Here is a 25,270-nt window from a genome sequence, read left to right as displayed (position 1 = left end):
AATCGCCCCTAGCTCGCCGCCATGCCGGCCGGGACAAGTTCCATGGCGTGCTCCTCCACGTAGTCCAGAGCCAGCCGCACGGCTCCGGTGGCCACAATCGCATCGCCGAACCCGGAGACCGCCACCCGCGGCGGCGTCGCGGTGAGCTTGGGGAGCTCCCGGTTGATGGTGGGCAGCAGGGCCGACGCCGAGGCGGCCACCGCACCGCCGATCACCACGAGCTCCGGGTTGAGGAAGGTGCCCAGTATCGCGACCACGCGGGCCATCCGTTGGCCGATGCGCTCCAGGATTTCCTGCGCCACCGCGTCTCCCCGGGCCGCGGCCTCGAAGACGAAACGGGCCGACACGCGCGTGGTGCCCGGCCCCACCAGTTCGCGGATTACGGTGGGCCTGCCTGAGGCCAGGGCCTCGTTGCCCCAGTAGCGGGCCAGCCGCGCGATGCCGTCCTGACTGCCCACCCCGTCCACCAGTTCCAGGGTGCCCACTTCGCCCGCGCCGCCGTTGCAGCCGTGCAGCAGCCGGCCCGATTCGATCAGGCCGGTGCCCAGCCGCTCGCCGGCCAGCATGACGGCCAAGTCGTCGACGCCCTTGCCGGCGCCGCTCCAGCGCTCCGCCAGGGCCGCCAGGTTTGCGTCGTTCTCCAGCAGCACCGGCCAGCCGTAGCGGGCAAAGACCTCGGTCTGCAGGCCAATGTCGAAGTGCTCGGAAAGTTCATGTCCGGGTGCCACGTTGCCGTGGCGATCGACGACGGTGGACACCCCGATGGCCGTCGCCAGCACCGATTCCGGCGGCAGTCCGGCCTCGGCCAGGGCGGCGGCTACTGCCCGCTTAATCGTGGAGCGACGCGAGTCCGCCGGAGCCGGCGGCTTCTCGAACCGCTCTGAGATGCGGGCCAGCACCAGGCCGTTCAGGTCCGCCACCAGCACGGTGGCGGTGGCCATGCCGACGTCCAGTCCCAGCACGCAGCCCGCCCCGGGGTTGAACTGGAACCGCCGCGCCGGCCTGCCCTTCGCCGTGCCGAGCACGCGTTCGCCGGCCACCTCGCGGGCCCAGCCCCGGGACACCAGGTCGTCGCAGACCGCGATGACCGTGGCACGCGTCAGCCCGGTCGCCTCGATCAGGTCGCTCCCGGTCACTGCGCCGTTCTCGCGCATCACCGACAGGACGGCTTTCAGGTTGGTCAGCCGCAGGACCTGCGGAGTGGTGGCGGTGGTGCTCACATCGATCCCCTTGACCTCGTCCGGCAGTATCAGGATAATAATAATGGAACATAAATTTAGAGGCTAAATAAAAGGAGTTCCCATGGCAGTACGGATTGGCATCAACGGTTTCGGGCGCATTGGCCGCAACTACTTCCGGGCGGCCATGGCGCAGGGCAAGATCGGTGCAGACCTCGAGATCGTGGCGATCAATGACCTCGGCTCGCCGGAGACGCTGGCGCATCTGCTCAAGTACGACTCCGTGGTCGGCCGGCTGGGCGCCGACGTCACGGTCGCCGACGGCGACCTGGTGGTCGACGGACGGACCATCAAGGTGCTGGCCGAACGCGACCCCGGAAACCTCCCTTGGCGCGAGCTCGGCGTAGACATCGTGATCGAGTCCACCGGGCGCTTCACCAGCTCCACGGATGCCGAGAAGCATTTGGTCGCCGGCGCCCGCAAGGTCCTCATTTCCGCTCCCGCGAAGGGTGATGTGCTCAGCGTGGTGATGGGTGTCAACGACGGCGAGTACGACGACGGCGCCCACCACCTCGTCTCCAACGCCTCCTGCACCACCAACTGCCTGGCCCCGCTGGCGAAGGTGCTGCACGAGAACTTCGGGATCGAGCAGGGCCTGATGACCACCATCCACGCCTACACCGCGGATCAGAATCTGCAGGACGGGCCGCACCGCGACCTGCGCCGGGCCCGGGCGGCCGCGATCAACATGGTTCCCACCTCGACCGGGGCCGCCAAGGCGATCGGGCAGGTGCTGCCCGAGCTCAAGGGCCGGCTGGACGGCTTCGCCATCCGCGTGCCCGTGCCCACCGGTTCCGCCACGGACCTCACCGTCACGGTCGGCCGCGAGGTGACGGTCGAGGAAGTCAACGACGCGTTCAAGGCGGCAGCCGCGGATCCGCGCCTGGCCGGCATCCTGACCTACACCGAGGATCCCATCGTCTCCTCGGACATTGTCACCGACCCGGCCTCGGCCATCTTCGACTCCGGCCTCACCAAGGTCATGGGCAACCAGGTCAAGGTCGTGGGCTGGTACGACAACGAATGGGGCTACTCCAACCGCCTGGTGGACCTGACCTCGCTGGTGGCGTCCAAGCTCTCCTGATTCCGCTCCGATCCCGCTCCCGGACACTGACTCCGGACTGACTATTCAGCAGGCGCCCTTTCCAGTCGTGAAAAGGGCGCCTGCTGATTCTTCGATGGGACTAGGGGGGTGAGAGCGCCGGCGGGACAGAACTTCCGGGGCGCTCTGATGTCCGAAGTGCTCTCTCGCCGGTATCAGGTGTACATCAGCGAGCCGGGTGTGGTGAGTTTCTCGCCGGTCTCCAGCCACGTCTTGAGGCCGGACAGGACCATCGGCCAGCCGCCGTACACCTGCTCGTTGGCCCCCTCGCGCAGCTGATCGTGCGTCACGGTGAGGCGGCAGGAGTCCTCCACCTGTTCGATCTCCCACGTCACCCGGGACGTGCCTTCGGCCGCGACGTCCTCGCCCCACAGTGCGCGCATCGTCTGGACCAGCCGGCGCGGCGGGTCGACTTCCAGGTTCTCGCCTTCGCTCAGCGGCGCATCGGCCCGCGGGTTGGTCACCGCGTACCCGGACCCCGGCGTCCAGTCCGTCTCGATCCGGTTGCCGAACTGGTACTTGCTTCTGGTCTCGCTGTCCGTGATGGCTTCCCAGAGCTGTTCCGGGGTGGTGCGGATATAGATCTCGAAGATTTTCTCCATGGGACTTTCCAATCGGGATTTGAGGTCGCTGAGGGCAGCGGCCCATGGTTGTGCATACTTGCTCACCCAGCGGTCGTGGATGAGCCGGATGGGCACCGGATTCAGGAAGTGCAGTTTCTCCCGGCCGCGGCGGCGGGTCACCACCAGGCCGGCCTCTTCCAGTTGCTTCAGGTGCTTCATGACGCCAAAGCGCGTGATGCCGAACCGCGCTTCGAGTGCGGTGAGGGTCTGCCCGTCCTCGCGGAACAGTTCGTCCAGCAGCCCGCGCCGGGTGGGATCCGCCAGGGCCTTGAACACGGCATCCATGCGCCCATAATAGGTGACTGTTTAGTCACATGTCGAGAGAGCCCGCTCAGGCATCGGGGATGAGGACCGCTTTGACCAGCGGCCGCCCGACGGCGTCGGTGCTGGCTTCGGCTGTCAGCCGCAGCGCTTCGACGGCCCGGCCCATGGGGTAGGTCGTAATGAGGCGCTCGCCCAAATCCGGACTGGTGGCAAGGAACGCCAGGGCCTGCTCGAAATCCGGCCGGGTGGAGATGAAGCTGTTCAGGACCGCAAGGTTCTTGCTGGTCCGGACCACGGGCGCAGGGGCGGTCCCGGTGGCGTACATCGCCACCATGACCAGGCGGCCCAAGGGCCGCAGTTCCTGAACGGCACGTGCCAGGTTGATACCAGCACCGGTCGCTTCAATCCACACATCGTAGGTGTTGGGTTGCTGCTCGGTCGTGCTGCCCAAGCCAAGGCCTTGGGCCAACTCAACCCGAGCCGCGTGGCCGGGACCTTCACGGCCAATCATCGTCACCTCGGCGCCGGCGTGCTGCGCCATCAGGCCGGCGAGCAGGCCGATGCTGCGGGTGGTCGAGACTGCCACGCGCTCGCCGGGCTGGATGCGGGCGACAGTAGAGACCGCGCGCCAGGCGATGGACGCGGGCTCTGCTAGAACTGCCGTGGTGTCCGGAACCGACTCCGGCACCGGCACCAGATTGCGCCACGGAACGAGAGCCCGTGAAGTGGCTTGGCCATGCTGGGTCAGCCCCAGACCGGAGCGCTCGGCGCAAAGATGTGGCTGGTCCGCCCGGCACGCCTCGCAGTCGCCGCAGCCCACGGTGGAAATGGGCACTACCCGGGTGCCCGGCGCGAGCCATTCGGGAACCAGCAGCCCGGTGCGGACCACCGTGCCGACCGACTCGTGCCCGAGCACCATGCCCAGCGGAACCGGCGCCGCTGCCGCGTCGGCACGGTAGACGATAACGTCCGAGCCGCACAGCCCGCAGAGGCTGACCCGCAGTTCCACCTCGTCCGCTGTCGGCGCCCGCAGCAGGTGGTCGATCAGCCCGACGCCCCCGTGCGTGTGGGAAATCCGCGCCAGCGCCCGAACGGTCGGTTGCCGGCCGGAAAGATTGCTGGAGACAGTTGCCACGTCTTGTTTCCTCGAACTTCTGTGGAGCCTCAAACGGCCGTGGAGTCCCAGCCCTGAGAGCCTTTGGCGGCGTCGCCGGTTAGTCCGTTTTGCGCAGCGCCGAGCCCTTGTGGACAGCCAAGTGGTCCGTCTTGTCGCTCTGGACTTCGTACTGTGGCTCATCCTCGGAGCAGCGCCTCGTGCGGCCCCGGAATTCAAAGTCCTTGGTGTGGATCTTGGTGACTCTGCCGTGGATTTCGCCGGCCTCTGAATTCCAGCGCACTCTATCCCCAACCTTGAATGAAGCAGCCATGGTCAAGTCTTAGCATTTTTAGCCGAAGGACGCTTCCCCAACCAGCAGTTGCTGCACTTCACCGCGTATGACGGCGGCGCTTCAGGTGGGCTGCGAAACCCGCCCAAGCACCGCCGTCGTTCTGCGGAGGATCAGTAACTGGCCGGGGTGCCGGCCGTGCCGTCCCCGTCGGAGGGGATGTACTTGGCCGCCAGGGCCTCGGAGCCGCGGGCCAGCAGCGCCACGTCCGCCCCGACGCCGACGAAATCGGCGCCCCACTCCATGTAGCGGCGGGCGGAGGCTTCGGCGAAGGCGTTGACCCCCACGAACTTGCCGGCCGCCTTGGCGGCCTTCAGCGCCTTCTCCACGCCGGCGACCACGTCCGGGTGCTCCTGCTGGCCAATCACGCCGATCGACGCGGCCAGGTCGGACGGGCCGATGAACACGCCGTCCACGCCGTCCACCGCGGCGATCTCCGCGGCGTTCTCCACGGCCTCGGCGGACTCGATCTGCACGATCAGCGTGAGCGTTTCCTCCGCGCGAGTGAGGTAGTCCGGGATCCGGTTCCAGCGGGCCGAGCGGGCCAGCGCGGAACCGACCCCGCGCACGCCGGCCGGCGGGTAGCGGGTGGCCGCGACGGCGGCGCGGGCCTGTTCGGCCGTGTGCACCATCGGAATGATCAGTGACTGCGCGCCCAGGTCCAGGTACTGCTTGATCAGCACGGTGTCGTTGACGGGCGGGCGGACCACGGGAATGCCGGGGTAGCCGCGCACGGCCTGCAACTGCGCCAGCACAGACTCCAGCCCGTTGGGGGAGTGCTCGGCGTCAATGAAGATCCAGTCGAAGCCGGCCCCGGCACAGAGTTCGGCCACCAGGGGCGAGCCGGAGCAGACCCAGATGCCGGCCAGCGGCCGGTCGGCGGTGGACAGGGCGTCCTTGAAGGACGGGTCGGGCTCTACTCGAAACGGCACGTGATGGTTCCCAACTGCCCGTAGTCGGCGAAGACGGTGTCCCCCTTGTGTACCCACATGGGGCGGGTGAAGGACCCGGCGAGGATGGTTTCCCCGGCCTTGAGGTGGTCGCCGTGCGGGGCAATCTTGTTGGCCAGCCAGTAGACGCCGGCGGCCGGATGGTTGAGCACGCCGGCGGCGACGCCGGTCTCCTCCACGGTCTGGTTCTTGTACAGGATGGCGGCGATCCAGCGCAGGTCCACGTCCTGCGGGCGGACCGGGTTGCCGCCGATCACCATGGCACCCATGGCGGCGTTGTCGGAGATGGTGTCAACGATGGTGCGGCCTTCCATCTCGATCCGCGAGTCCAGGATCTCGAGCGCGGGAACCACGTACTCGGTGGCGTTCAAAACGTCGAAAATGGTGGCGTTGGGGCCCTTGACGTCGCGGTTGAGCACGAAGGCCAGTTCCACTTCAATGCGCGGGTGGGTGTACTGGTCCCACTTCACCGTGCAGCCGTTCTCCAGGATCATGTCATCGAAGATGATCCCGTAGTCCGGCTCGCTGATGCCGGTGGCGTACTGCATGGCCTTGGACGTCAGGCCGATCTTCCGGCCCGCCAGCGTACGGCCGGCGGCCTCGCTGCGCTCGCGCCACAGGTTCTGCACCTTGTAGGAGTCCTCAATGGTCATCTCCGGGTAGCGGGCGGTCAGCCGTTTCACCGGCGTCCGTGTCCGGCCGGCCTCCACCAGCTCGTCGGCGATGGACTCGATCGTTGACGGGTCAAGCATCCTTGGCACCACTTCCTAGTTCTTCGCAGGCCGCAGCCGCCCGGGGCGGGCGTTCGGCAGTCCGCGGCGCCGCACGGGAAGGGCGCCAGCACCATCTTACGGCGGCGCCTGTCACCGCCCGGAAGTTGGTTACAAGGGGAGCGAACGGCGGCGGCCTGGATCGGGTCTTGGAAGATCCCCGGCGGCCGGTGGCGTGTCCGACGGACTGTCCATTAACTGCCCGAAGCCGCAGAATGGCGCTATGGAGGATACAAAACTTAACGCACTGGCACTGGTCTGCACCCTGACACCGTCGCCTAAGCCGTCGAGCAGCGAACTGCTGGCCCGGCAGGTGCTCACGCAATTATCGGGACACGGCGTCACGTGTAACCTCTTGCGGGTTGTGGACCACGACGTCAAACCCGGCGTGCAGACCGACATGGGCAACGGCGACGCCTGGCCATCCATCCGCGCCAAAGTCCTGGCCGCCGACATCCTGGTGCTGGCGACACCGATTTGGCTGGGCCACGCCGCGAGCCAGGCGCAACTCGTGCTCGAACGCCTGGACGCGGAGCTGTCCGAAACCGACGAGCAGGGCCGGCCCAGCATGTTCAACAAGGTCGCGCTGGTGGCCGTCGTCGGCAATGAGGACGGCGCCCATCACGTGACCGCCGAGCTGTACCAGGGCCTGGGCGATATCGGGTTCAGCCTGCCGGCGCAGGGGGCCACGTATTGGGTGGGGGAGGCGATGCACGGTACCGACTTCCAGGATTTGCCGGAAACCCCGGACGTGACCGTGGCAACGACGGCCACCGCGGCGCGCAATGCCGTTCATCTGGCCCGGCTGTTGCGCCGCGAACCGTATCCGGCCGGGTAAGCGGGCGGGCCGCGGCTAGGGTAGGCGGGTGAACTACTTCCTCCGCAGGCCGTGGACCGGGCGGATCGGCGCGCTGCTGGGCATCCTGCTGATGGCGCTGAGCCTGCGCGCCGCGGTCTCCGCCGTCGGTCCGCTGCTGGGCCGGCTTGGCCCCGAACTCGGCTTCGACGCCACCAGCATCGGCGTGTTGGCGATGCTGCCGCCGCTGGTGTTCGCCGCCGCCGGCCTGGGCACCCCGGCGCTGATCCGCTGGCTCGGGCTGGAAAAGGTGCTGGTGGCCGCCGTGCTGCTGGCGGTCGCCGGCCAGTTAGGCCGCGCCGCCGTCGACGGCGTGTGGCCGTTTCTTTCCCTGAGCGCGGTGGTGATGGCGGGGTACGGAATCGGCAACGTCGTGCTGCCGCCGCTGGTCCGGAAATACTTCCCGGACCGGGTGGGCGTGGTGACCGCGGGCTATGTGACCCTGCTGGCGGTCAGCACCGCGATGAGCCCGCAACTGGCGGTCCCGGTGGCGGACGCCGCGGGCTGGCGGACATCGATCGCGCTCTGGGCCTCGGTCAGCGCCGTGGTGCTCATCCCGTGGGCGGTGCAGGCGGCACGGGACCGCCGCAAGCGCCGGATGGACGACGCCGGCGGGCGGGCTGCGGCGGCCTCGCCTGGACCCCGTGCGGACGAGGGCCCGCCCGGACCGGTCCGCGGCGACGGGCCTGCCGTTCGCGCCCGCGAAGCCGCGGCGGGGCCGGTGAAGCTGAATCCGTGGCGTTCGCCGGTGGCCTGGGGCCTGGCCATCTTCCTGGCCGGCAACTCCGCGCAGACGTATGTGTACTTCGCGTGGCTGCCGCCGTACCTGACCGAACACGGCATCGACGCCGCGACGGCGGGGTCGGCGCTGGCGTACTTCGCCATCCTCGGGCTGCCCGCCAGCCTGCTCGTGCCATTGATCGTGCCGCGGCTGAGGCACCCCATCGCCGCCATCCTGGTGTTCACCGCCTGCTGGGTGGGCGGGCATCTGGGCCTGCTGCTCTCGCCGGAGAGCGGCACCTGGTGGTGGATGACCCTCTCCGGGCTGGGCCAGGGCACCTTCGCCACCGCGCTGCTGATGGTGAACCTTCGCTCGCGCACCACGCACGGCTCGGCGGTCCTGTCCGGCTTCAGCCAGGGCATCGGCTACGCCGGCGCGGGCGTCGCCCCGCTGCTGTTCGGCGTGGTGCACGAGGCCACCGGCTCCTGGACCGCTTCGTTCGCCATGCTGGGCGCCTGCATCGTGGTCATGCTGGTCGGCGCCGTCATGATCAACGGGCCCAGGAACATCGAAGACCCGCCCGCGGCCGGCGGCCGGCGCAGGAACCCGCGCTACCGCGTCAACGGCAGGGTGCCGTCGAAGGCTGCGTCGGCCGGCACCGGGGGAACAGGGCGGGCAGGCTAGAGGGCGGCCGCCTTCGCCGGGCCCGGCTCAAGCCGGCCACTGATCGTCGCCCCGCCGCGGGAAGGCAAGGCGATGAGGCATGTCTACCTGGGCTCCCACGCATCGTCGCGCGAACTGCGCCCGGTGACTTCTGCGGGCAGCTGACCGGAGGCGAGCTGGTCCAGGGTAACCGACTCCAGAACTTCGCGCAGGCTGCTGCGCGCGGCAATCCAGACCGGCTGGAGAACCGCCGCCGGGTCCTCGTATTGAACCGCTTCGGGCCGCACCCCGTGCACGCTCACCAGCGGCCCGTCCACCGCGCGGATGATGTCGGCGACGGTGATCTCCACCGCGGTGCGGGCAAGGTGCCAACCGCCGCCCTGGCCGCGGCGGCTGCGCACAATGCCGCTGCGCCGCAGGTCGGCGAGAATCGACAGCAAGTAGTTGTGCGGGATGCCCTGGGCGGCTGCTATGGCCTCGGCCGCCAGCGTCCCGGTCTGCGCTTCGGACGACCGGGCGATGACGATCAGGGCGCGCAGGGCGTAGTCGGATTTGGCGGTGATGTGCACCCGCCCATTGTCTCAGGCGCCGGCGAGCTCCAGCTCGGGCTCCTCCTCGCGGCGTCGGCGCAACTCCCTGCGCACGGCCTGCGTGATCAACAGGCCGGCCGCGACCGCCAGGACTGCCAGCGTGAGCCACACCGGGGCGGAGTTCTTTTCCGCCCCGCCCCACGTCTCCATCATGGTCTTGGCGTTGGTCAGGATGATGAGGCTTCCGGCTGCTACGCCGAGGACCGCCGCGGCCAGGTGTCGAACCAGCCACGCCGAGACGGGGGCCGCGATGACGCCGCCGGCGAGCAGGGCCAGAACCCAGGCGAAGTTAGTGCCCTCCCGTCCGAGCGCGAGCAGGAAGCCCACCGAGGCGCTGACCGCAACGATGAACTCGGTGGCGGAAATTGAGCCGATGACCTTGCGGGGTTCGATCTTGCCGGTGGACAGCAGCGAGGTGGTGCCGATCGGCCCCCAGCCGCCGCCGCCGATGGCGTCCATCGTGCCGGCGACGAGGCCAAGCGGCATCAGGACGACGGCCTTGACCTGGCCCTTGAACTGCGGCCGGCGGCCGGACAGGATCAGGAACCGGAACAGGACGTAGGCACCGAGCAGGAAAAGCAGCAGGGCAACCCACGGCTTGGCGACGTCGGCCGGCAGGCTGACCAGGAAGTTGGCTCCCATGAAGGCGCCGATGCCCCCCGGAACCGCCATGATCCCGACGATGCGCCAGTCGACGTTGCCGAACTTGTGGTGGGCGAATCCGGAGATCAGCGCCGTGCCGACCTCGGAGAGGTGGACTGCTGCGCTGGCCGCAGCGGGAGCGATGCCCACGGCAATCATGAGGCTGGACGAAGTCACGCCGTATCCCATGCCGAGCGAGCCGTCGACCATCTGGGCGAGGAGGCCGACGATGGCCATGAGGAACAGATTGCGCATGTGAGTGCCTTTCCCCCGAAACACTAGTAAGTTACTAGAGTTTGGAGTGTATGGACACCACGGGTGCGTGTCGATAGCAATCCGTCGTGAGCAAACATCCCTGAGCAAATCTTGAGGAACGTGCGCGGTTGGCCGTGCCGCTCCCGCGGAAACGTAGGACGGAGCGTGGACTGGGAGGCACAACACGGTTTGCCTGCGCATGGCGGCGCGGCTGGTGCTGCCGGCCCACTGGGCCTGATTGTCGGCATGTCGGTGATCGAGGCGCCGCTGAAATTTCAGGCGCCCTGCATCACCATTCCGCTGGGGCTGGGTATCGGCCGGGGCAGAACCGGAGTTGCCCTGGCGTTGATCCTTCCGCCGGTCGCCGTCACCACTCGCCCGGCAGCGTGTAGGGCCGGGACCAGAGCGCGATCTGCAGGACCACTGCCTTCAGCCATGCCTGCATCATGGCGTCGACCTTCTCCACGGGATCCCCGCCGCTGGCCAGGAACGGCCGCATCGTGGTGACCACCGGCCCGATCAGCGCGATGAGGTGGCGCAACGGGACGACCTGAGTGGACCCCACGTGGTCGGTTTCGTTCTTGTGTTCGGGGGTGTGCCGCAGGGCGATTTCGTTTTGGTAGTCCAGCCACTCCTGGTCGTAGGGCTTGGTGCAGGTATCCCTGATCCACTGGCCAAACCGGCGGCGGACCGCATTCAGGTAGTCCGCAATGGGCGGGCCGTCGGGCCGGGAGAAGTGCGCGACCAGCTGGGGTTGGCCGCCGACGAATCCGTACCAGACGTCGAGCACGTCCTCCACCTGGCCGTCAAGGATCTCGCCGGCCCGGTGCAGCAGGGTGGCGTCCTCCTCGCCAAACATGGCGCTGGCCTTGAGCTCATCGAGCTCGGCCAACGTGACCGGTGAATGCGCCACCGTGCCGTACTCGTAGCCGGGGATGTCTGAACCGCTGGATGCATGGACCGACATGGCAGTGCCTCCGCTGGAAGGTTTGGGACCGGCGCCTTGAACGGCCATTTATACTCCGCGACGCCGGTGGGGTCAACGATGCCTAGTTGCCGAAGGCCGGCGGCGGGACCACGTCCGGCCGGGCCTCTTCCTCCTCCTTGCTCCTGGTGGCGGGGACCGTGACGATAATCGAGGCGATGGCGACCACGACCATGAAGACGTTAAACAACAGCCCGACCGCCCCGCCGAAGCGCAGCGCCACGTTGTCCTGCCGGCCGATGAACAGGCCCCAGGACTGGATGAGTTCCGGGTTCACCGCCTGGGCGGCCACATACAGTGCCGCGGAGATGGCCACGCCGATGGCATTGCCCAGCGAGGACGCCATCTTGTAGATGCCGGACGCCGCACCCACCTGGGCGTCCGGGACGTTGGACAGGGCGGCGTCGGTGGACGGGGTGGCGTAGAACCCCAGGCCGACGCCGAACAGGGTGAACCCGATGACGGTGAGCACTATGTACTCTTCGATGTGCAGGAACGTGGTGGAGCACAGCAGGATGCCGACGCCGGTGATCATGCTGCCCCACAGCATCGGCTTCTTCGGGCCGAAGCGCTGCAGCAGCTTCTCGCCCACCCGGATGGTGGCGAGGATGGCGATCAGGTAGCCGAGCGTCAGCAGGCCCGATTGCAGCGAGCTCAACCCGGCGGCCACCTGCACCAGTCCCAGCGAAACGATCAGCGTGCCCGCGGCTCCGTTGAGCAGGAAGTTGGACAGCGTCGCGCCGGTGAAGGTGCCGTTTCTGAAAAGCTTCAGGTCCACGAACGCGAAGTGGCGGCGGCTTTCGATCTGCAGGAACAGCAGGCCGAACACCACGAAAGCGGCCACCAGCGCGACCCCCGGCCAACTGAACCAGCCGATGGCCGGCCCCTGGGAGATGTACACGTTGATGGCCACCAGCATGACGATGAAGCAGGCCAGCCCGCCCCAGTCGAAGCGGTGCCCGGCGGCCTCCGGATCAGCCGCCGCCCGCGACTCGGGCGTGCCCCGGAGCAGGAACAGCGCCAGCACCGACAGCACGATCGAAATCCAGAAGATGGACCGCCAGCCCAGGAAGGAGGTGGCCATCAGGCCGCCGAACAGGGCGCAGAAGCCCGAGCCGCCCCAGGAGCCGATGGACCAATAGGAGAGTGCCCGCTGCCGGTCCTTGCCCTCGTAGTAGCTCTTGATCAGCGCCATGGTCGAAGGCATGATGCACGCGGCGGACAGGCCTTGGATCGCGCGGCCGCCCAGCAGCATGAAGTCGGTGAGGCCGCCGAGGTTTTCCGGTGTCAGCGCGATGAGCAGGGAACCGAGAATGCTGAGGTAGATCCCGGCGTACATGATCTTGGCCCGGCCGATCCGGTCGGCGAGTCCGCCCGCGACGACGATGAAGATCCCGGAAAACAGCGACGTGATGGAGACGGCCAGGTTGGCCAGCGTCTGTTCGACCCCAAGCTGGTCCCGGATCCCCGGGATGACGTTGAGCAAAGTCTGCGCGAAGAGCCAGAAATTGATGACGGCCAGGACGATGCCCAGCAGCCACTTGTCGGTAGGTTTCCAGTCCGTGCGGACCGTGGTCGTGGTGGATTCGGTCATGGCAAACGACCCCTTACATTGCCTTACTGTGCCAGGTACTCCAGAGCTGCAACGGCCTGCGCCTGGGTGGCGACGGAGAGCGTCGGGTCGATGGCGGGAGCGAAGAACGGTGAGTGGTTGGCCGGAATGTCTTCGGAGACAGTGCCGTTCTCCACGGCTTCCCGGTAGACGTCGGTCGGAACGGAGCCGACCGTCCAATAGGTGTAGGGCACCCCGAGGGCATCCGGAATCCGGCTGAAGTCCTCGGAGGCCGTGACGGGTTCGGCGCGGTAGACCTGATCGTCCCCAAAATGCCGGCTGAAGGCGGCCGTGATGCGCTCGGTCGTTTCGGCGTCGTTGCTGGTCAACGGGAACTGGTCGTAGTACTCGAACTCAGGGTCGCGGGGCGATCCGGCGGCCGCACACTCGCCGCGGACAATCCGTTCGATCGATGCCATGATCCGTTCCCGCAGGCCCAGGTCGTACGTGCGCAGGTTCAGCAGCAGTTCGGCACGGTCCGGGATGATGTTGGATTTGGTGCCCGCGTTGGAGGCGCCGACAGTCACCACCGCGAATTCGCCCGGCTTGGTCTCGCGGGAAACGATGGTCTGCAGCCGCAGCACGATCGATGCGGCCAGCACCACGGGGTCCACGGAGTTGTGCGGCATGGAGCCGTGGGCGCCGCGCCCGTAGACCGTAATTTTCAGGGAGTCGCCGGCCGAGAGGATGGGGCCGGCCGTGGTGCCGATCTTCCCGGCCTCGGTGGGCATCACATGCTGGGCGAAGGCGACGTCCGGTGTAGGAATCCTGGCGGCCAGGCCGTCGTCGACCATTGCCCGGGCTCCGGCGGCAGTCTCCTCTCCCGGCTGGAAGAGCGCCACGTAGGTGCCCGCCCAGCGGTCCCTGTGTCCGGCCATCAGCTTTGCCGCACCCAGCAGGGACACGATGTGCATGTCGTGGCCGCAGGCGTGCATGACGCCGGTGGTCCCGCCTCCGGGAAGCTTCGCGGTGGTCTCTGCGGCGTAGTCCAGGCCGGTGGCCTCGGCGACCGGCAGCGCATCGATGTCCGCCCGTGCCAGCACCGTGCTGCCGGAACCGTTGGTGAGGACCCCGACGACGCCCGTCCCGCCGATCCGCTGGACCTCGTAGCCGAAGCCGGTCAGCTCCCGCGCGATCAGGTCGGCGGTGTGGTGTTCTTCCATGCTGAGCTCGGGGTTCCGGTGCAGGTCCTTGTACAGGTCCCGCTGCCAGCCCAGCTCCCGCTCGAGTGAGCCGGCGAGGCCGTCCGTGATCGCCATGGTTGCCCTCCTGGTCCGCCGGCCGAAGTGGGGGCCGGCTGGTTAGGCGTGCTTCCTCCAACGGTAGGACCTGGACCGTTCAGACACAACGACGACGGCGGTGTCCCGGCCACCTGCGATTCCGCATCCGAGGCACGGGCGCCGCGCACGGCGGGCCAAAGGCCGCGGTTCGCGATTCAACCGGCTGACATTTCCACCGGCCAGGCGGCCAGCTCCACCACGGACCCGCCGCGCAGCACGGCCAGCGGGAACTCCACGCCGATGGCATCCGCGAAAAGCAGCCGTTGCAGGCTCTGCGCACTGGCCACCGGCTGCCCGGCGGCCCGGATCACGAGGTCGCCCGGCCGCAGTCCGGCCTGCTCGGCGGGGGAGCCGGGCAGCACCTCGACCACCCGCAGCGCGTTCCGCTCGCCGGTCCGCATGATCTCCCGCGGGGACAACGGCAGCGGCGTACTCACCAGGCCGAGGTAGGCGCGCCTCACGCGCCCGTCGGCCAGCAGCGCGGAGATGATCCGGCGGGTCGTGGCGTTGATCGGCACGGCCAGGCCGAGCCCGATCCCGGCGACGGCCGTGTTGATCCCGACCACCCGTCCGGAGGCGTCGGCCAGGGCGCCGCCGGAACTGCCCGGGTTCAGTGCGGCGTCCGTCTGGATGACGTCCTCAATCACCCTCCGGTTCCTGCCCGCGGCCACGGGGATGGAGCGGCCCAGCGCGCTGACCACCCCGGCCGTCACCGAGCCGGAGAGGCCCAGCGGGCTGCCGACGGCGACGACCAGTTGGCCTACGCGCAGTTTGGACGCATCGCCCAGCTCGACCGGGCGCGGCACCGTGAGCCGGCCGCGCAGAACGGCGAGGTCGGAGAGCGGATCCGCGCCGACCACGTCAACGTCCGTGCGTGACCCGTCCGCGAAGGCCGCATGGCCGCCGTCGGAGTTGGCCACGACGTGCGCGTTGGTGAGCAGGTAGCCGTCCTCGGTGAACACCACGGCCGAGCCGCCGGACGGGAAGCTCCTGTCCCGGCGTCGCACGTCCATCTGAATGCCCGCCACGTGCGGCGTGACGGTCTCCGCTATGCGCACCACGGACGCCGAATACGAGTCCAGCGGGTCCTGGGCGGCGTGCGCCGCCTGCGGGTCGGCATGCGGTTCCGGGATCGTGTTCACGGCCCACCTCCGGGAGCTTTGGCTTGCTCACTATGGAACCGCAGAATGGCCCGGTTTAATCCGGCTGCCGCTACGCCTTCAGTGAACCCGGGAGTTAACCACGCGACGGCGGGCGGCCGGCTGGTTGCCGGCCGCCGCCGTCGCGGGACTCAGGAGGGGATCAGAACGGGTACTGCGCGATGTCCGGGCGGACGGTGAGCCATTGGGTCTCGGTGAAGGAGTCCATGTTGGCTTGGTGGCCGCCGATGCGGGAGCCGTTGCCGGAGTTCTTCGTGCCGCCGAACGGGGAGTTCGCCTCGTCGGAGACGGTTTGTTCGTTGATGTGGACCTTGCCGGAATCGACGCGGTCGGCGATCTGCATGGCCAGGCCCACGTCGCCGAGGATGGACAGGGAGAGCCCGTACTCGTTGGCGTTGGCCAGTTCCACGGCTTCGTCCACGGTGGAGAACTTCATCACCGGGGCGACCGGGCCGAAGATCTCGTCCTTCCACGCGGTGTTCTCCGGGTCGAGGTCGGCGAGCACGGTGGGGGAGTAGAACGGGCCGTCGTTGGTGCCGCCGGCGGCCAGCCGGGCGCCGGCGGCGACCGCGTCCTGCACGATCGAGTCGATGCGCTTGAGCTGGTGCTCGTCGATGATCGGGCCGAGCGCGACGGTGCCGGTCTTGGGGTCGCCGACCGGCAGGTTCTTCGCCTTCTCGGCCAGCGCGGCGACGTAGTCCTCGTAGATGTCCTCGTGGACGATGTGCCGGCCGGTGGTCATGCAGATCTGGCCCTGGTGCATGAACGAGCCGAACGCGGCGGCGGACGCGGCCTTGGCCAGGTCCGCTCCGGGCAGCACGATCATGGCGTTGTTGCCCCCGAGTTCCAGGTGCGCGCGCTTGAGGTTCCGGGCGGCGGATTCGCCGATCTTCCGGCCGGCGGCGGTGGAGCCGGTGAAGGAGATGACCCGGACTTCGGGGGCTTCGACCACGGCCGCGCCGATGTCGGCGCCGCCGGGCAGCAGGGAGAGCAGCCCGGCGGGCAGGCCGGCTTCTTCGAAGACGCGCATCAGGCTGACGCCGCCGCAGACGGCGGTGCGGGGGTCGGGCTTGAGCAGCACCGCGTTGCCCAGCGCCAGCGCCGGGGCGACGGCGCGGATGGAGAGGATCAGCGGGAAGTTGAACGGCGCGATGACCGAGACCACGCCGACGGGGCGGCGCCGGGCGAAGGACCAGCGGTCCTCGTTGGAGGTGAGCACGTCGCCGGCCGGCAGCGAGGGCAGCGCCGCGGCTTCGTAGCATTCGTTGGCGGCGATGTGGGTTTCCAGGCCGGCCTTGGGGCCGATGCCCCCGGATTCGCGCACGATCCAGGACTGGATTTCCTCGGCGTGTTCCTCCCACAGCGCGCCGGCGCGGCGCAGCACGGCGGCGCGTTCTTCCGGTTTGCGGGCGGCCCAGTCCTTTTGGGCAGCGGCAGCTACTGCTGCCGCTTCCTGCACGTCCTCGACCGAGGCCAGCCCGTAGCGACCCAAAGTCTCGCCGGTGGCGGGCTCCACCGAAGCGGCGGTGCCGGCACCGCCGTCGCGCCAGCCATTGACATGGATCTTGCCCTCCCACAGGGAGGCATCAAGCAGGGACATATCCCGTCCTTTCAGGTTGAGTGCATGGTTGTGCGGGCCGCAGCGGGGCGGCCGGGCGGGGAAGGGTTTTCAGTCGGCGGCTTTCAAGACGGCCTTGATGGTCCCGCCGGCGGTGGAATCGGCTATGGCCGTGTCGATCTGGTCGAACCCGTAGTACTTCACCAGCTTGTCGAAGGGGAACCGTCCGGCCTTGAACAGGGCGATCAGTCCGGGAATCAGCTGGGCGGAGGTGCTGGAACCGCCGAGGGTGCCGATGATCCGCTTGCCCCAGAGCGTGCGCAGGTGGTCCACCGAGAACCGCGCCTGCGCCGGCGCCCCGCCAATCAGGATCAGCGTGCCCAGCATGCCCACGGCGTCCGCGGCTTCTTCAACCACCTTGATGTTGCCGGTGCATTCGAGCACGTAGTCGGCCGGGCCGCCGCAGATGCGCTGGATCTCCTCGAGGGCGTTGGTGTTGCCGGAATTGATGGTGTGGGTGGCACCGAGTTCGCGCGCCAGCTCCAGCCGCGAATCGTGCAGGTCGATGGCGATGATCGTGGCCGCGGGCGTGTTCTTCGCGGCCATGATCGCGGCCAGGCCCACGGCGCCGGCTCCATATACGACCAGCGACTGGCCGGGTTCGGGCTTGGCCGTGTTGAACACCGCGCCGGCACCCGTCGTGATGCCGCAGGCCAGCGGCCCGAGCAGTTCCAGCGGGATCTCCTTGTCCACCTTCACCAGCGACGACGCCAGTGCGAGCGAGTAGTCGGCGAAGGACGACTGGCCGAAGAAGTGGCCGGACACCTTGCCTCCGTCGGCCCGGGTGTAGGCGGACTTGCCGGCGTCGGGACCCTTGAACCGGGCACCACTCACCAGCGCCTCGCCCAGGCGCAGGCAGTACCGGTGCTCGCCGCGCAGGCAGTTCTTGCATTCGCCGCAGTAAGCCCAACCCATGATGACGTGGTCGCCCACGGCGACATTGGTCACGCCGTCCCCGATGGCCTCCACGACGCCGGAGCCTTCATGGCCCAGCACGCCGGGCAGCGGCAGCGGCATGTCTCCGGCCTGGGTGATCAAGTCCGTATGGCAGAGGCCGACGGCGGCCACCTTGACCAGCACTTCGCCGGGCCCGGGCTCGTCCAGCTCCAGCTGCTCGGGGACAAACGGGGCATCCTTTTCTTCGACTACCAGCGCATTGATCTTCATTGCCATGCTCCTAACGGTCTTGCCGGCTATGTTGACGTGTCATCTAGTCGAACGTTTCACAACGACGGAAAAGTCCCCGGGCTGCACCTACGCCGTCGTTCCGAGTTCCGCTTCCATGTCGGCGGCGCTCATCACCCGGCCGAAGAAGGTGCCGATAGCGTCCAGGGTGGCGGCCTGGGCAGCCTCCGACCGGCCTCCAGTGGCGTCCGAGAGGAACGCCACCTTGTAGTCGTTCATGAAGGCACTGCGCGCGGTCGATTCGCAGCACACCTCGGTCAGCGTGCCGGCGATGACCAGCGTGTCTATCGTGTTCAAGCCGCAGATGGTCGACAGGACACTCTTCAGTTGCGTGTTGTGGAACGCGTCGTAGCGGTGCTTGTCCAGCACGTAGTCGGCGGCTTCGGGCTTGAGTTCCTCGACGATCTCAACTCCGCTGGTTCCGCGGCGCATCCCGGCCGCCCGCAGCCGCTGGTTGTAGGCAGTCTCCAACGGCGAAACGTCGAATGTATCCAGCAGAACGTGGCGCGTGTAGATGACCGGGATGCCTGCCTGCCGGCATGCCGCGGCGGCGGTCACCATTTCCGGCAGCCGGTGGCGTGCCATGGGCACTTCCATCGGCGCGCCTTCCAGCACGAAATCGTTCTGCATGTCGATCATCAGCAGTGCGGTCCTGGCCGCATCAATGCGCCACATGTTTGCCCCCTGTCGGCTCCGGCCGGTCCGGGCATTCCGCCCAGGCCGGACTTGAGACCTAGGCTACATGTTCCCTCGCGTCTCGCTGCCCCGCTGACTTGCTGCCCTGCGGCGGCTGCCGCGAGAAGACTATTCCTGCTCGGCCAACTCCCGCCGTGCCGCTGCGGCGGCCTTGCGCGTCCGATCCGCGGTCTTGGCCGCGGACACCAGGTCTTCCTCGGCAGCCTCCATCTTGCGATCGGTCGAGGCGACCTCCCGTCCCAGGTCCTCGATGCGCCGCTTCAGTTCGGCGAGCTCGCCCACGAGTTCGTCCCGCCGGTTCTGCAGTTGATCAAGCTTGTCCAGCACCTTCTGTTCCGATGCTTCGGCGTCTTCCTTGCGCTGCTCCGCCTTGTCCAGCGCCGCCCTCGCCTGCCGGCGCCGCCGCTCGGCCTCTTCGGCTTCCTGCTTGGCAGCCCGTTCGGCCTTGGCGGCCCGGCGCTCGGCGAGTTCGTCCCGCGAGGACCGCTTCGGCTGGAGGCGTGGCGCCGGCTCGGCAGCAGCATCCGGGGGAGCGCCTGCCCCGGGCAGGGCCACCCGGCCGTCCAGGTCCACCGGGTCGATCCCGTTCGACGACAGCGACTCGGTCAGCAGGCCGCTGGTTACGGCCGCCGCCGCACCGGCATCCGCCATCGCCGCATGCAGCGTCTGCTCCGCCTCGGCGACCGCCGCGGCACTCACCTTTTGCCCGAGCTCATCGGCCAGCTTCCGGCCCTCCGCCGCCACGGCGGCCAACAGTTCCCGGCGCTGGTCACCCAGTCGGCGCAGTAGTTGCGGATCGAGCTGTTCCTGGGCTTCGCTCATGGCGTGGCCCAGTTCCACGATTCCCGCGATGTCAGCGCTCCGCTGCCGGCTCAGGAGATTGACCAGCCAGGCCGCGGCCGACGGCTTTGCCAGCGCTTTGATTTGCCGGGCGAGCTCCTTGTGGCCGTCCTGGGCTGCCTCCTTGGCCCGAGCGTTGCGGGCAGCGGTGAATTCGCCGGGAAGCAGCGCGTACAGCTCTCGTGCCGCGCTCTCCAGGTCCATGTGCCCCAGCCTAATAGGAGCGGCCGTCCGCGGTTGTCATCGGGCTCGGCTGGCGGGACAGTGACGATCCAAACCCCGTCCGGGCGGCAGCTGTCCGCGGGCCACGCGCCGCGATGGCGGCGGCACCAGCTGAGGTCAGGGCACGACGCCGAAGCCGCCGCTCCAGGCGATCTTCTCGCTGGCGGCCAGGGTGATCTGCAGGAAGCCCATGGCTTCCAGTTCCCGAGCCCGGGACAAGGCACCGGCGTCGATAATACGGAGTCCGGCGGCGGCGACCACCTCGGCCAGCATGGTCTTGGCCTCTGCGTCGTCGCCGGCCACCAGCACCGTGGTGGTCAGCCCGCCGACAGTCCCGGCAGCCAGCGTGGCGGCCAAGGTGGTGTTGAAAGCCTTGAGCACCGCCGAGTCCGGCAGCGCCGCGGCTAGTTCCGCGGCCGCGGAGCTGTCCGCCGCCACGGTCAGGGAGTCGAAGGTCTCGAAGTTCACCGGGTTGGTGATGTCGACGACCACCTTGCCGGACAGCTGCCCGGAGCGCTTGCCGAGGATGTCGGCCAGGGCGGGATAGGGCACGGCCAACACGACGATGTCACCGGTGACCGGCTTGTCCTCGTCGGAGTGGCCGAGCATCTCGACGGTGTTGCCGCCCTTGGTGACGACCCCGGAAATGGCCTGGCCCATGTTTCCGGTACCGATAACGCTGACGTGTGCCATGGAGTGCTCCTCGATCACGGATGGATACTGGAAGACGCAGCCAAGACGCTAGCGGCAGGAGCTGAGGCAGTCAACGGCTACCGGGCCTTCCTGGTCTCCCGGTCGTTGGCCTTGCGCAGCGCCTCGACGAGCTCTGACTTGTCCATCCTCGACCTGCCGGGGACGTCGAGCTTCTTGGCCAGATCGTAGAGGTGCTGCTTGGAGGCGTTTGCGTCCACCCCGCCCTTGGTTTCCCGAGAGGTGCCGGCGCCGCCCTCGGCCTGCGGGTCGGAGGGGCCCTTCTTTTCCTTCGGTTCCCAGTGGTCGCCCACCTTCTCGTGCGTGTGCTTGAGCGCGCTGTAGGCCACGCGGTGGGCACGCTCCTCGTCGCCGTACGTCTCAGCGGCGGAATCATGGGCTTCCGCGAACGTCTCCTGGGCCTTCTTGCCCGACCGTTGCAGCGTGCTGGGCAATTCGGTCTGCTTCGGCTTGCCGCTCTTCGTCGTCTTCGGCATCTGAACCACGTCCCTCCAGAAAGGATTGTTCGCCATTCCACCTCCAACGTGGCACAGTTCGTGGGCGCTGCCAAGGGAGATACGCCGGGGTGTGGAAGCGCGAACAAGGACGGCGGGACGGCCGCCTGCCGACGGGAGTGGCGGCGATGCCGGAGGGCGCGACAGGCACCGGCACAATGGAAGGGTGAGCCAGCCAATCCCGCAGGAACCCGCGCACCGCCACGTCCTTTTCGACCTGGCCGCGATGGGCGAAGGCCTGGTCTTCGCCGAGTCACTGGACGACCTGGCCGCAGCCCTGACGGGCAGCCCTGGGGACGAGGAACCCGCAACCGTAGGCACCCGGACGGGCACCGCCGTCGTACAGGCCCCGCCGGGCACGGGCAAGACCACCCTGGTTCCGCCGCTGGTCGCCAACCTCGTGGCCGCTGCAGCGGCTGGCGGCCGTCCGCGCATCGTGGTCACCCAGCCCCGCCGGGTCGCCGCCCGTTCCGCCGCCAGGCGCCTGGCCGCGCTGGATGGGAGCCGGCTGGGCGAACGCGTCGGCTATACGGTGCGCGGGGAACGCCGGGCGGGCCCGCAGACGCTGATCGAGTTCGTCACGCCGGGAATCCTGCTGCGCAGGCTGCTCACCGATCCCGGCCTGGACGGGACGGACGCGGTGATCCTGGATGAAGTGCATGAGCGCGGCCTGGAGACCGACCTGCTGGTCGGCATGCTCGGCGAGGTCCGCCAGCTGCGCGGGGATCTCACGTTGGTGGCGATGTCGGCCACCCTGGACGCGCCGCGCTTCGCCGCCTTGATCGGCGCGGACGACGGCGAAGGGCCGGCCCCGGTGGTCGACTGCCCTTCGGCGCTGCATCCCCTGGACGTGCGGTGGGCTCCCGCCTCGGTGCCGCGGCTGGACGGGCGGGGAGTGGCCCGCGGTTTCCTGGACCACGTCGCGTTCACCGCGGCGGCCGCGCACGCCGAGGCGCTCGCGGCCGACCCCTCGGTGGACGCCCTGGTCTTCGTGCCGGGAGCCTGGGAAGTGCAGCAGGTGGCCGCGGCGATCCGAGACAGGGTCCGCGGCGGCACGGGCGGTGGCGGCACCGGCACCGAGGTGCTGGAGTTGCACGGGCGGGCGGATCCGGCCACGCAGGACCGCGCCGTTTCCGGCCGGGAACCCGGCGGGCCGCCGCGCATCATCGTCTCCACCTCGCTGGCCGAGTCCTCGCTCACCGTGCCGGGCGTGCGGTTGGTCGTCGACTCCGGGCTGTCGCGCGAACCCCGCCGGGACGCCGCCCGCGGCATGTCCGGTTTGGTGACGGTGTCGGCCTCGCGCGCTTCCGCCGACCAGCGCGCCGGCCGCGCAGCCCGCCAGGGGCCGGGCACCGTGGTGCGCTGCTACGAACCGAAAACCTATGGCGCCGCGCCCGCCCATCCCACCCCGGAGATCGCCGTCGCCGACCTCACGGGCGCCGCCCTGGTGCTGGCCTGCTGGGGTGCCCCGGGCGGCGAGGGGCTGCGGCTTCCGGACGCGCCGCCGGCGCCGGCCATGGCGGATGCCGTGCGCACGCTGCATGAGCTGGGCGCCATTGACGACGGCGGCCGGGCCACCGATGTGGGGCGCGTCCTCTCCCGGGTCCCGGCCGATCCCCGGCTGAGCCGGGCCCTGCTGGATGGTGCGGCGGTGGTGGGCCGGCAGGTGGCCGCGGAAGTGGTCGCCTTGGTCTCCGGCGAGGAACGGGCACCCGGGGCCGACCTCACGGTGCTGCTGTCCCGGCTGCGTTCGGCAGGCCGCGGCGACCCCGCCGCGCGGCGCTGGCGGGAGGAGGCGCAACGGCTGGAGGGCATCGCACGGCAGGAGGCCGCCGCCGTCGTGCCTTCCACCGGTAAGGTGGTCCCGGCGGAGCATGCCGGCTTCGTGGTGGCGCTGGCCTTTCCCGAACAGGTCGCCCGCCGCGTGCCCGGTCCCGGGCAGACCTACCTGCTGGCGTCCGGAACCCGGGCCGGGCTTCCGTCCGGCAGTGCCTTGGCCGGGCACGAGTGGCTGGCTGTGGCCGAGGTGTCCCGTGCGCAGGGCCGCGACGCGGCAGGCACGGGGGCGGTGATCCGCGCCGCCGCCCCGTTGGCGGGCGACACGGCGGCCGCGGCGGCACGGCATCTGGTGACCGACCGGGTGGAGGCTCGCTTCGAGTCGGGCAAACTCGCGGCCCGCCGGGAACGCAGGCTTGGCGCCATCGTGCTCTCCTCGGCACCGGTCCGGCCGTCGCGGGACGAGGGCCGGGAGGCGGTAGCCCGGGCCCTGGAAGAGCGCGGGCTGGGCATCCTTGGCTGGTCGGAGGCAGCCAAGGGGCTGCGCCGCCGGCTGGCCCTGCTGCACCGCGAGCTGGGCGCTCCCTGGCCGGACGTCGCGGACGCAGCCTTGCTGGGGCGGCTGGCCGATTGGCTGGCGCCGGAACTGGAGGCACTGGCCGGCGGGAAGCCGGCCGCCGCAGTGGACCTGGCCGAGCCGCTGCGCCGGCTGCTGCCCTGGCCGGAAGCGGCGAGGTTCGATGAGCTCGTGCCGGAGCGGCTGGAGGTTCCCAGCGGCTCACGGGTGCGGATCGACTACCCGGAACGGGACGGGGGAGAGCGCCCGGTAGTGGCGGTCAAACTGCAGGAGTGCTTCGGCTGGGCGGACACACCCCGTCTGGTGGGCGGGCGCGTCCCCGTGCTGTTCCACCTGCTCTCGCCCGCGGGCAGGCCGCTGGCCGTCACCGAAGACCTGGCGTCTTTCTGGTCCGGTCCCTACGCGCAGGTCCGCGCCGAGATGCGAGGCCGCTACCCGAAGCACCCGTGGCCGGAGGACCCGTGGACCGCGCCCGCCACCGCGCGGACCAAGCACCGGAGGTAACGGCCGGACAGTGCCGCCCTGGCCCGGGCGCCGGACCGGCGGTTCGGCACGGTCCGGCGGGTGCCGCGCCCCGGCGGTTGCCCACGGTCCGACGCGTGCCGCCCCGACCGGGCGGACTGCCGCCGTCAGCGGGTCTTGTCCGGCGGGTCCCAGTCAGCGGATGAAGTGGCGGGAGATGAGCAGCCGCTGGATCTGGTTGGTGCCCTCGAAGATCTGCATGACCTTGGCCTCGCGCATGTACCGCTCGGCCGGGAAGTCCCGGGTGTAGCCGGCCCCGCCGAGCACCTGCACAGCGTTGGTCGTCACGCTCATCGCGTTGTCGGTGGCCACCAGCTTGGCGATCGAGGCCTCCCGGCCGTAGGGCAGGCCGGCGTCCTTCAGCCGCGCCGCCGCCAGGTACATGGCCCGCGCGGTTTCCACCTCCACCGCCATGTCTGCGATCAGGAAGGCCAGCCCCTCGTGCTCGATCAGCCGCTTGCCGAAGGCCTCGCGCTCGTTGGCGTAGGAGGCGGCCAGGTCCAGCGCGGCCTGGGCCAGCCCGGCGGCCACCGCCGCAATGCCCAGCCTGCCCGAGTCCAGCGCCGCGAAGGCGATCGCCAGGCCCTGGCCTTCCTCGCCGATCAGGCGGTTGGCCGGGACGTACACGTCGTCGAAGTTCATCGTCGCCGTGGTCGAGGCCGTCAGCCCCATCTTGTGCTCGGGCGGCGCCGCGCTCAGTCCTTCGGCATCGGCCGGAACCAGGAAGCAGGAGATCCCGTGCCGGGGATCGTCGGACGTCCTGGCCATCACCGTGTAGAAATCGGCCTCGCCGGCGTGCGTGGTCCAGGCCTTCGCACCGCGGATCACGTAGCCATCGCCCTTCCGGACGGCGCGGGTGCGCATCGCCGCCGGGTTGGAGCCCGCGTGCGACTCGGAGAGGCAGTAAGCACCCAGCGTGTCGCCCGAGAGCATGTCCGGCAGCCAGGTCTTGCGCTGCGCATCGCTGCCGAAATGCACCAGCGGGAAGCAGGAGAGGGCATGGACGCTGACGCCCACCGCCACGCTGCCCCAGGCGGCGCCGAGTTCCTCCAGAACCTGCAGGTAGACCTCGGCCGGCTGGCCGCCGCCGCCAAACTCCTCCGGGTACGGCAGGCTGAGCAGCCCGGTTTCCCCCAGCATCCGGAAAACCTCGCGCGGGAAGCGTTCGGCTGCCTCGGCCTCGGCCGCCTGCGGCAGCAGCTCGCGGTCCGCGATGTCGCGGACCAGCTCGATCAGGTCCTGCGCTTCCTCCGTCGGCAACAACCGTTGCACAACCATCGCCACTCACCCCTCCGGCTACCGGCCTGGGTGTCGGACCGGCGCCTGGATTGCCGCAGCCAAGCCGGGTTCGCCGGGACGCTGCGGTGCGTCCATGTCATTGCGTGAGTCAACTACAACACGGCAACAGGGGCCTGACAAGCATGATCCGCGGCGCGTGTGCGGGCCGGTGTGGGGCCGGTGTGGGGGCCGGTG

The 25,270-nt window shown here is 69.3% G+C and carries 23 protein-coding genes; 4 read left to right on the top strand and 19 right to left on the bottom strand.

Going from position 1 to position 25,270, the window contains the following annotated elements:
• Positions 1 to 8 precede the first annotated feature (8 nt).
• Positions 9 to 1,220, bottom strand: a complete 1,212-nt coding sequence (locus AC5RVV_RS08280; protein WP_494000848.1) for an ROK family protein — start codon at positions 1,218 to 1,220, stop codon at positions 9 to 11.
• Between the two features lie 82 nt (positions 1,221 to 1,302).
• On the opposite strand from AC5RVV_RS08280, the gene gap reads away from it, so the two are divergent.
• On the top strand, positions 1,303 to 2,322 hold the full coding sequence (gene gap / locus AC5RVV_RS08275; RefSeq protein WP_494000847.1) for a type I glyceraldehyde-3-phosphate dehydrogenase: 1,020 nt from the start codon (positions 1,303 to 1,305) through the stop codon (positions 2,320 to 2,322).
• Between the two features lie 173 nt (positions 2,323 to 2,495).
• Here gap and AC5RVV_RS08270 read toward each other — a convergent pair whose 3' ends face one another.
• From AC5RVV_RS08270 to hpaH, 5 genes are all read right to left on the bottom strand, one after another.
• A complete protein-coding gene (locus tag AC5RVV_RS08270; protein ID WP_494000846.1) occupies positions 2,496 to 3,248 on the bottom strand; it encodes an ArsR/SmtB family transcription factor in 753 nt (250 codons plus the stop codon).
• Positions 3,249 to 3,294: 46 nt separating this feature from the next.
• Positions 3,295 to 4,362 (bottom strand): alcohol dehydrogenase catalytic domain-containing protein, encoded by a 1,068-nt coding sequence (locus AC5RVV_RS08265; RefSeq protein ID WP_494000845.1) that lies wholly within the window; start codon positions 4,360 to 4,362, stop codon positions 3,295 to 3,297.
• Between the two features lie 79 nt (positions 4,363 to 4,441).
• Positions 4,442 to 4,654 carry a hypervirulence associated TUDOR domain-containing protein gene (locus tag AC5RVV_RS08260; protein ID WP_494000844.1) on the bottom strand — a complete coding sequence of 71 codons (213 nt, stop codon included), beginning with the start codon at positions 4,652 to 4,654 and terminating at the stop codon, positions 4,442 to 4,444.
• 131 nt (positions 4,655 to 4,785) lie between these two features.
• Positions 4,786 to 5,604, bottom strand: a complete 819-nt coding sequence (locus AC5RVV_RS08255; protein ID WP_494000843.1) for an HpcH/HpaI aldolase family protein — start codon at positions 5,602 to 5,604, stop codon at positions 4,786 to 4,788.
• A complete protein-coding gene (hpaH, locus tag AC5RVV_RS08250; RefSeq protein WP_494000842.1) occupies positions 5,589 to 6,374 on the bottom strand; it encodes a 2-oxo-hept-4-ene-1,7-dioate hydratase in 786 nt (261 codons plus the stop codon). Before hpaH ends, AC5RVV_RS08255 begins: the two co-directional genes overlap by 16 nt.
• A gap of 241 nt (positions 6,375 to 6,615) precedes the next feature.
• Here hpaH and AC5RVV_RS08245 point away from each other — a divergent pair, with 241 nt between their 5' ends.
• Positions 6,616 to 7,230, top strand: a complete 615-nt coding sequence (locus AC5RVV_RS08245; RefSeq protein ID WP_494000841.1) for a flavodoxin family protein — start codon at positions 6,616 to 6,618, stop codon at positions 7,228 to 7,230.
• A gap of 28 nt (positions 7,231 to 7,258) precedes the next feature.
• The gene (locus AC5RVV_RS08240) at positions 7,259 to 8,653 is read left to right on the top strand and encodes an MFS transporter (RefSeq protein ID WP_494000840.1); all 1,395 of its coding nucleotides are present in this window, start codon (positions 7,259 to 7,261) and stop codon (positions 8,651 to 8,653) included.
• Positions 8,654 to 8,736: 83 nt separating this feature from the next.
• Here AC5RVV_RS08240 and AC5RVV_RS08235 read toward each other — a convergent pair whose 3' ends face one another.
• The 12 genes from AC5RVV_RS08235 to AC5RVV_RS08180 form a co-directional block, all read right to left on the bottom strand.
• A complete protein-coding gene (locus tag AC5RVV_RS08235) occupies positions 8,737 to 9,201 on the bottom strand; it encodes an RrF2 family transcriptional regulator (protein ID WP_494000839.1) in 465 nt (154 codons plus the stop codon).
• Between the two features lie 12 nt (positions 9,202 to 9,213).
• Positions 9,214 to 10,119, bottom strand: coding sequence for a sulfite exporter TauE/SafE family protein (locus AC5RVV_RS08230; protein WP_494000838.1), 906 nt, complete (start codon positions 10,117 to 10,119; stop codon positions 9,214 to 9,216).
• Positions 10,120 to 10,486: 367 nt separating this feature from the next.
• The gene (locus tag AC5RVV_RS08225; RefSeq protein WP_494000837.1) at positions 10,487 to 11,086 is read right to left on the bottom strand and encodes a protoglobin domain-containing protein; all 600 of its coding nucleotides are present in this window, start codon (positions 11,084 to 11,086) and stop codon (positions 10,487 to 10,489) included.
• 82 nt (positions 11,087 to 11,168) lie between these two features.
• Entirely contained in the window at positions 11,169 to 12,698 is a 1,530-nt protein-coding gene (locus AC5RVV_RS08220) for an MFS transporter (protein WP_494000836.1), read from the bottom strand.
• 23 nt (positions 12,699 to 12,721) lie between these two features.
• Positions 12,722 to 13,975, bottom strand: coding sequence for an amidohydrolase (locus AC5RVV_RS08215; protein ID WP_494000835.1), 1,254 nt, complete (start codon positions 13,973 to 13,975; stop codon positions 12,722 to 12,724).
• A gap of 176 nt (positions 13,976 to 14,151) precedes the next feature.
• Entirely contained in the window at positions 14,152 to 15,138 is a 987-nt protein-coding gene (locus AC5RVV_RS08210; RefSeq protein ID WP_494000834.1) for a S1C family serine protease, read from the bottom strand.
• A gap of 160 nt (positions 15,139 to 15,298) precedes the next feature.
• On the bottom strand, positions 15,299 to 16,756 hold the full coding sequence (locus AC5RVV_RS08205; RefSeq protein ID WP_494000833.1) for a benzaldehyde dehydrogenase: 1,458 nt from the start codon (positions 16,754 to 16,756) through the stop codon (positions 15,299 to 15,301).
• Between the two features lie 69 nt (positions 16,757 to 16,825).
• Entirely contained in the window at positions 16,826 to 17,941 is a 1,116-nt protein-coding gene (locus tag AC5RVV_RS08200) for an NAD(P)-dependent alcohol dehydrogenase (protein WP_494000832.1), read from the bottom strand.
• A gap of 87 nt (positions 17,942 to 18,028) precedes the next feature.
• Positions 18,029 to 18,634 carry an isochorismatase family protein gene (locus tag AC5RVV_RS08195; protein ID WP_494000831.1) on the bottom strand — a complete coding sequence of 202 codons (606 nt, stop codon included), beginning with the start codon at positions 18,632 to 18,634 and terminating at the stop codon, positions 18,029 to 18,031.
• 129 nt (positions 18,635 to 18,763) lie between these two features.
• Positions 18,764 to 19,699, bottom strand: coding sequence for a transposase (locus tag AC5RVV_RS08190; RefSeq protein WP_494000830.1), 936 nt, complete (start codon positions 19,697 to 19,699; stop codon positions 18,764 to 18,766).
• Between the two features lie 135 nt (positions 19,700 to 19,834).
• Positions 19,835 to 20,410 (bottom strand): NADPH-dependent F420 reductase, encoded by a 576-nt coding sequence (locus AC5RVV_RS08185; protein WP_494000829.1) that lies wholly within the window; start codon positions 20,408 to 20,410, stop codon positions 19,835 to 19,837.
• 77 nt (positions 20,411 to 20,487) lie between these two features.
• Positions 20,488 to 20,904 carry a ChaB family protein gene (locus AC5RVV_RS08180; protein WP_494001310.1) on the bottom strand — a complete coding sequence of 139 codons (417 nt, stop codon included), beginning with the start codon at positions 20,902 to 20,904 and terminating at the stop codon, positions 20,488 to 20,490.
• Between the two features lie 244 nt (positions 20,905 to 21,148).
• Here AC5RVV_RS08180 and hrpB point away from each other — a divergent pair, with 244 nt between their 5' ends.
• Complete coding sequence (hrpB, locus tag AC5RVV_RS08175) at positions 21,149 to 23,779, top strand: ATP-dependent helicase HrpB (RefSeq protein ID WP_494001309.1); 2,631 nt, start codon at positions 21,149 to 21,151, stop codon at positions 23,777 to 23,779.
• Between the two features lie 153 nt (positions 23,780 to 23,932).
• Here the strand turns inward: hrpB and AC5RVV_RS08170 are convergent, their stop codons facing one another.
• Positions 23,933 to 25,075: an acyl-CoA dehydrogenase family protein gene (locus tag AC5RVV_RS08170; protein ID WP_494001308.1), complete on the bottom strand. Its 1,143-nt coding sequence runs from the start codon at positions 25,073 to 25,075 to the stop codon at positions 23,933 to 23,935.
• Positions 25,076 to 25,270: the final 195 nt, after the last annotated feature.

The sequence above is a fragment of the Arthrobacter sp. MDT2-34-1 genome (assembly GCF_059091365.1).
The sequence above is the reverse complement of the archived record's forward strand: the minus strand, read 5'-3'. Positions and strand labels throughout refer to the sequence as shown.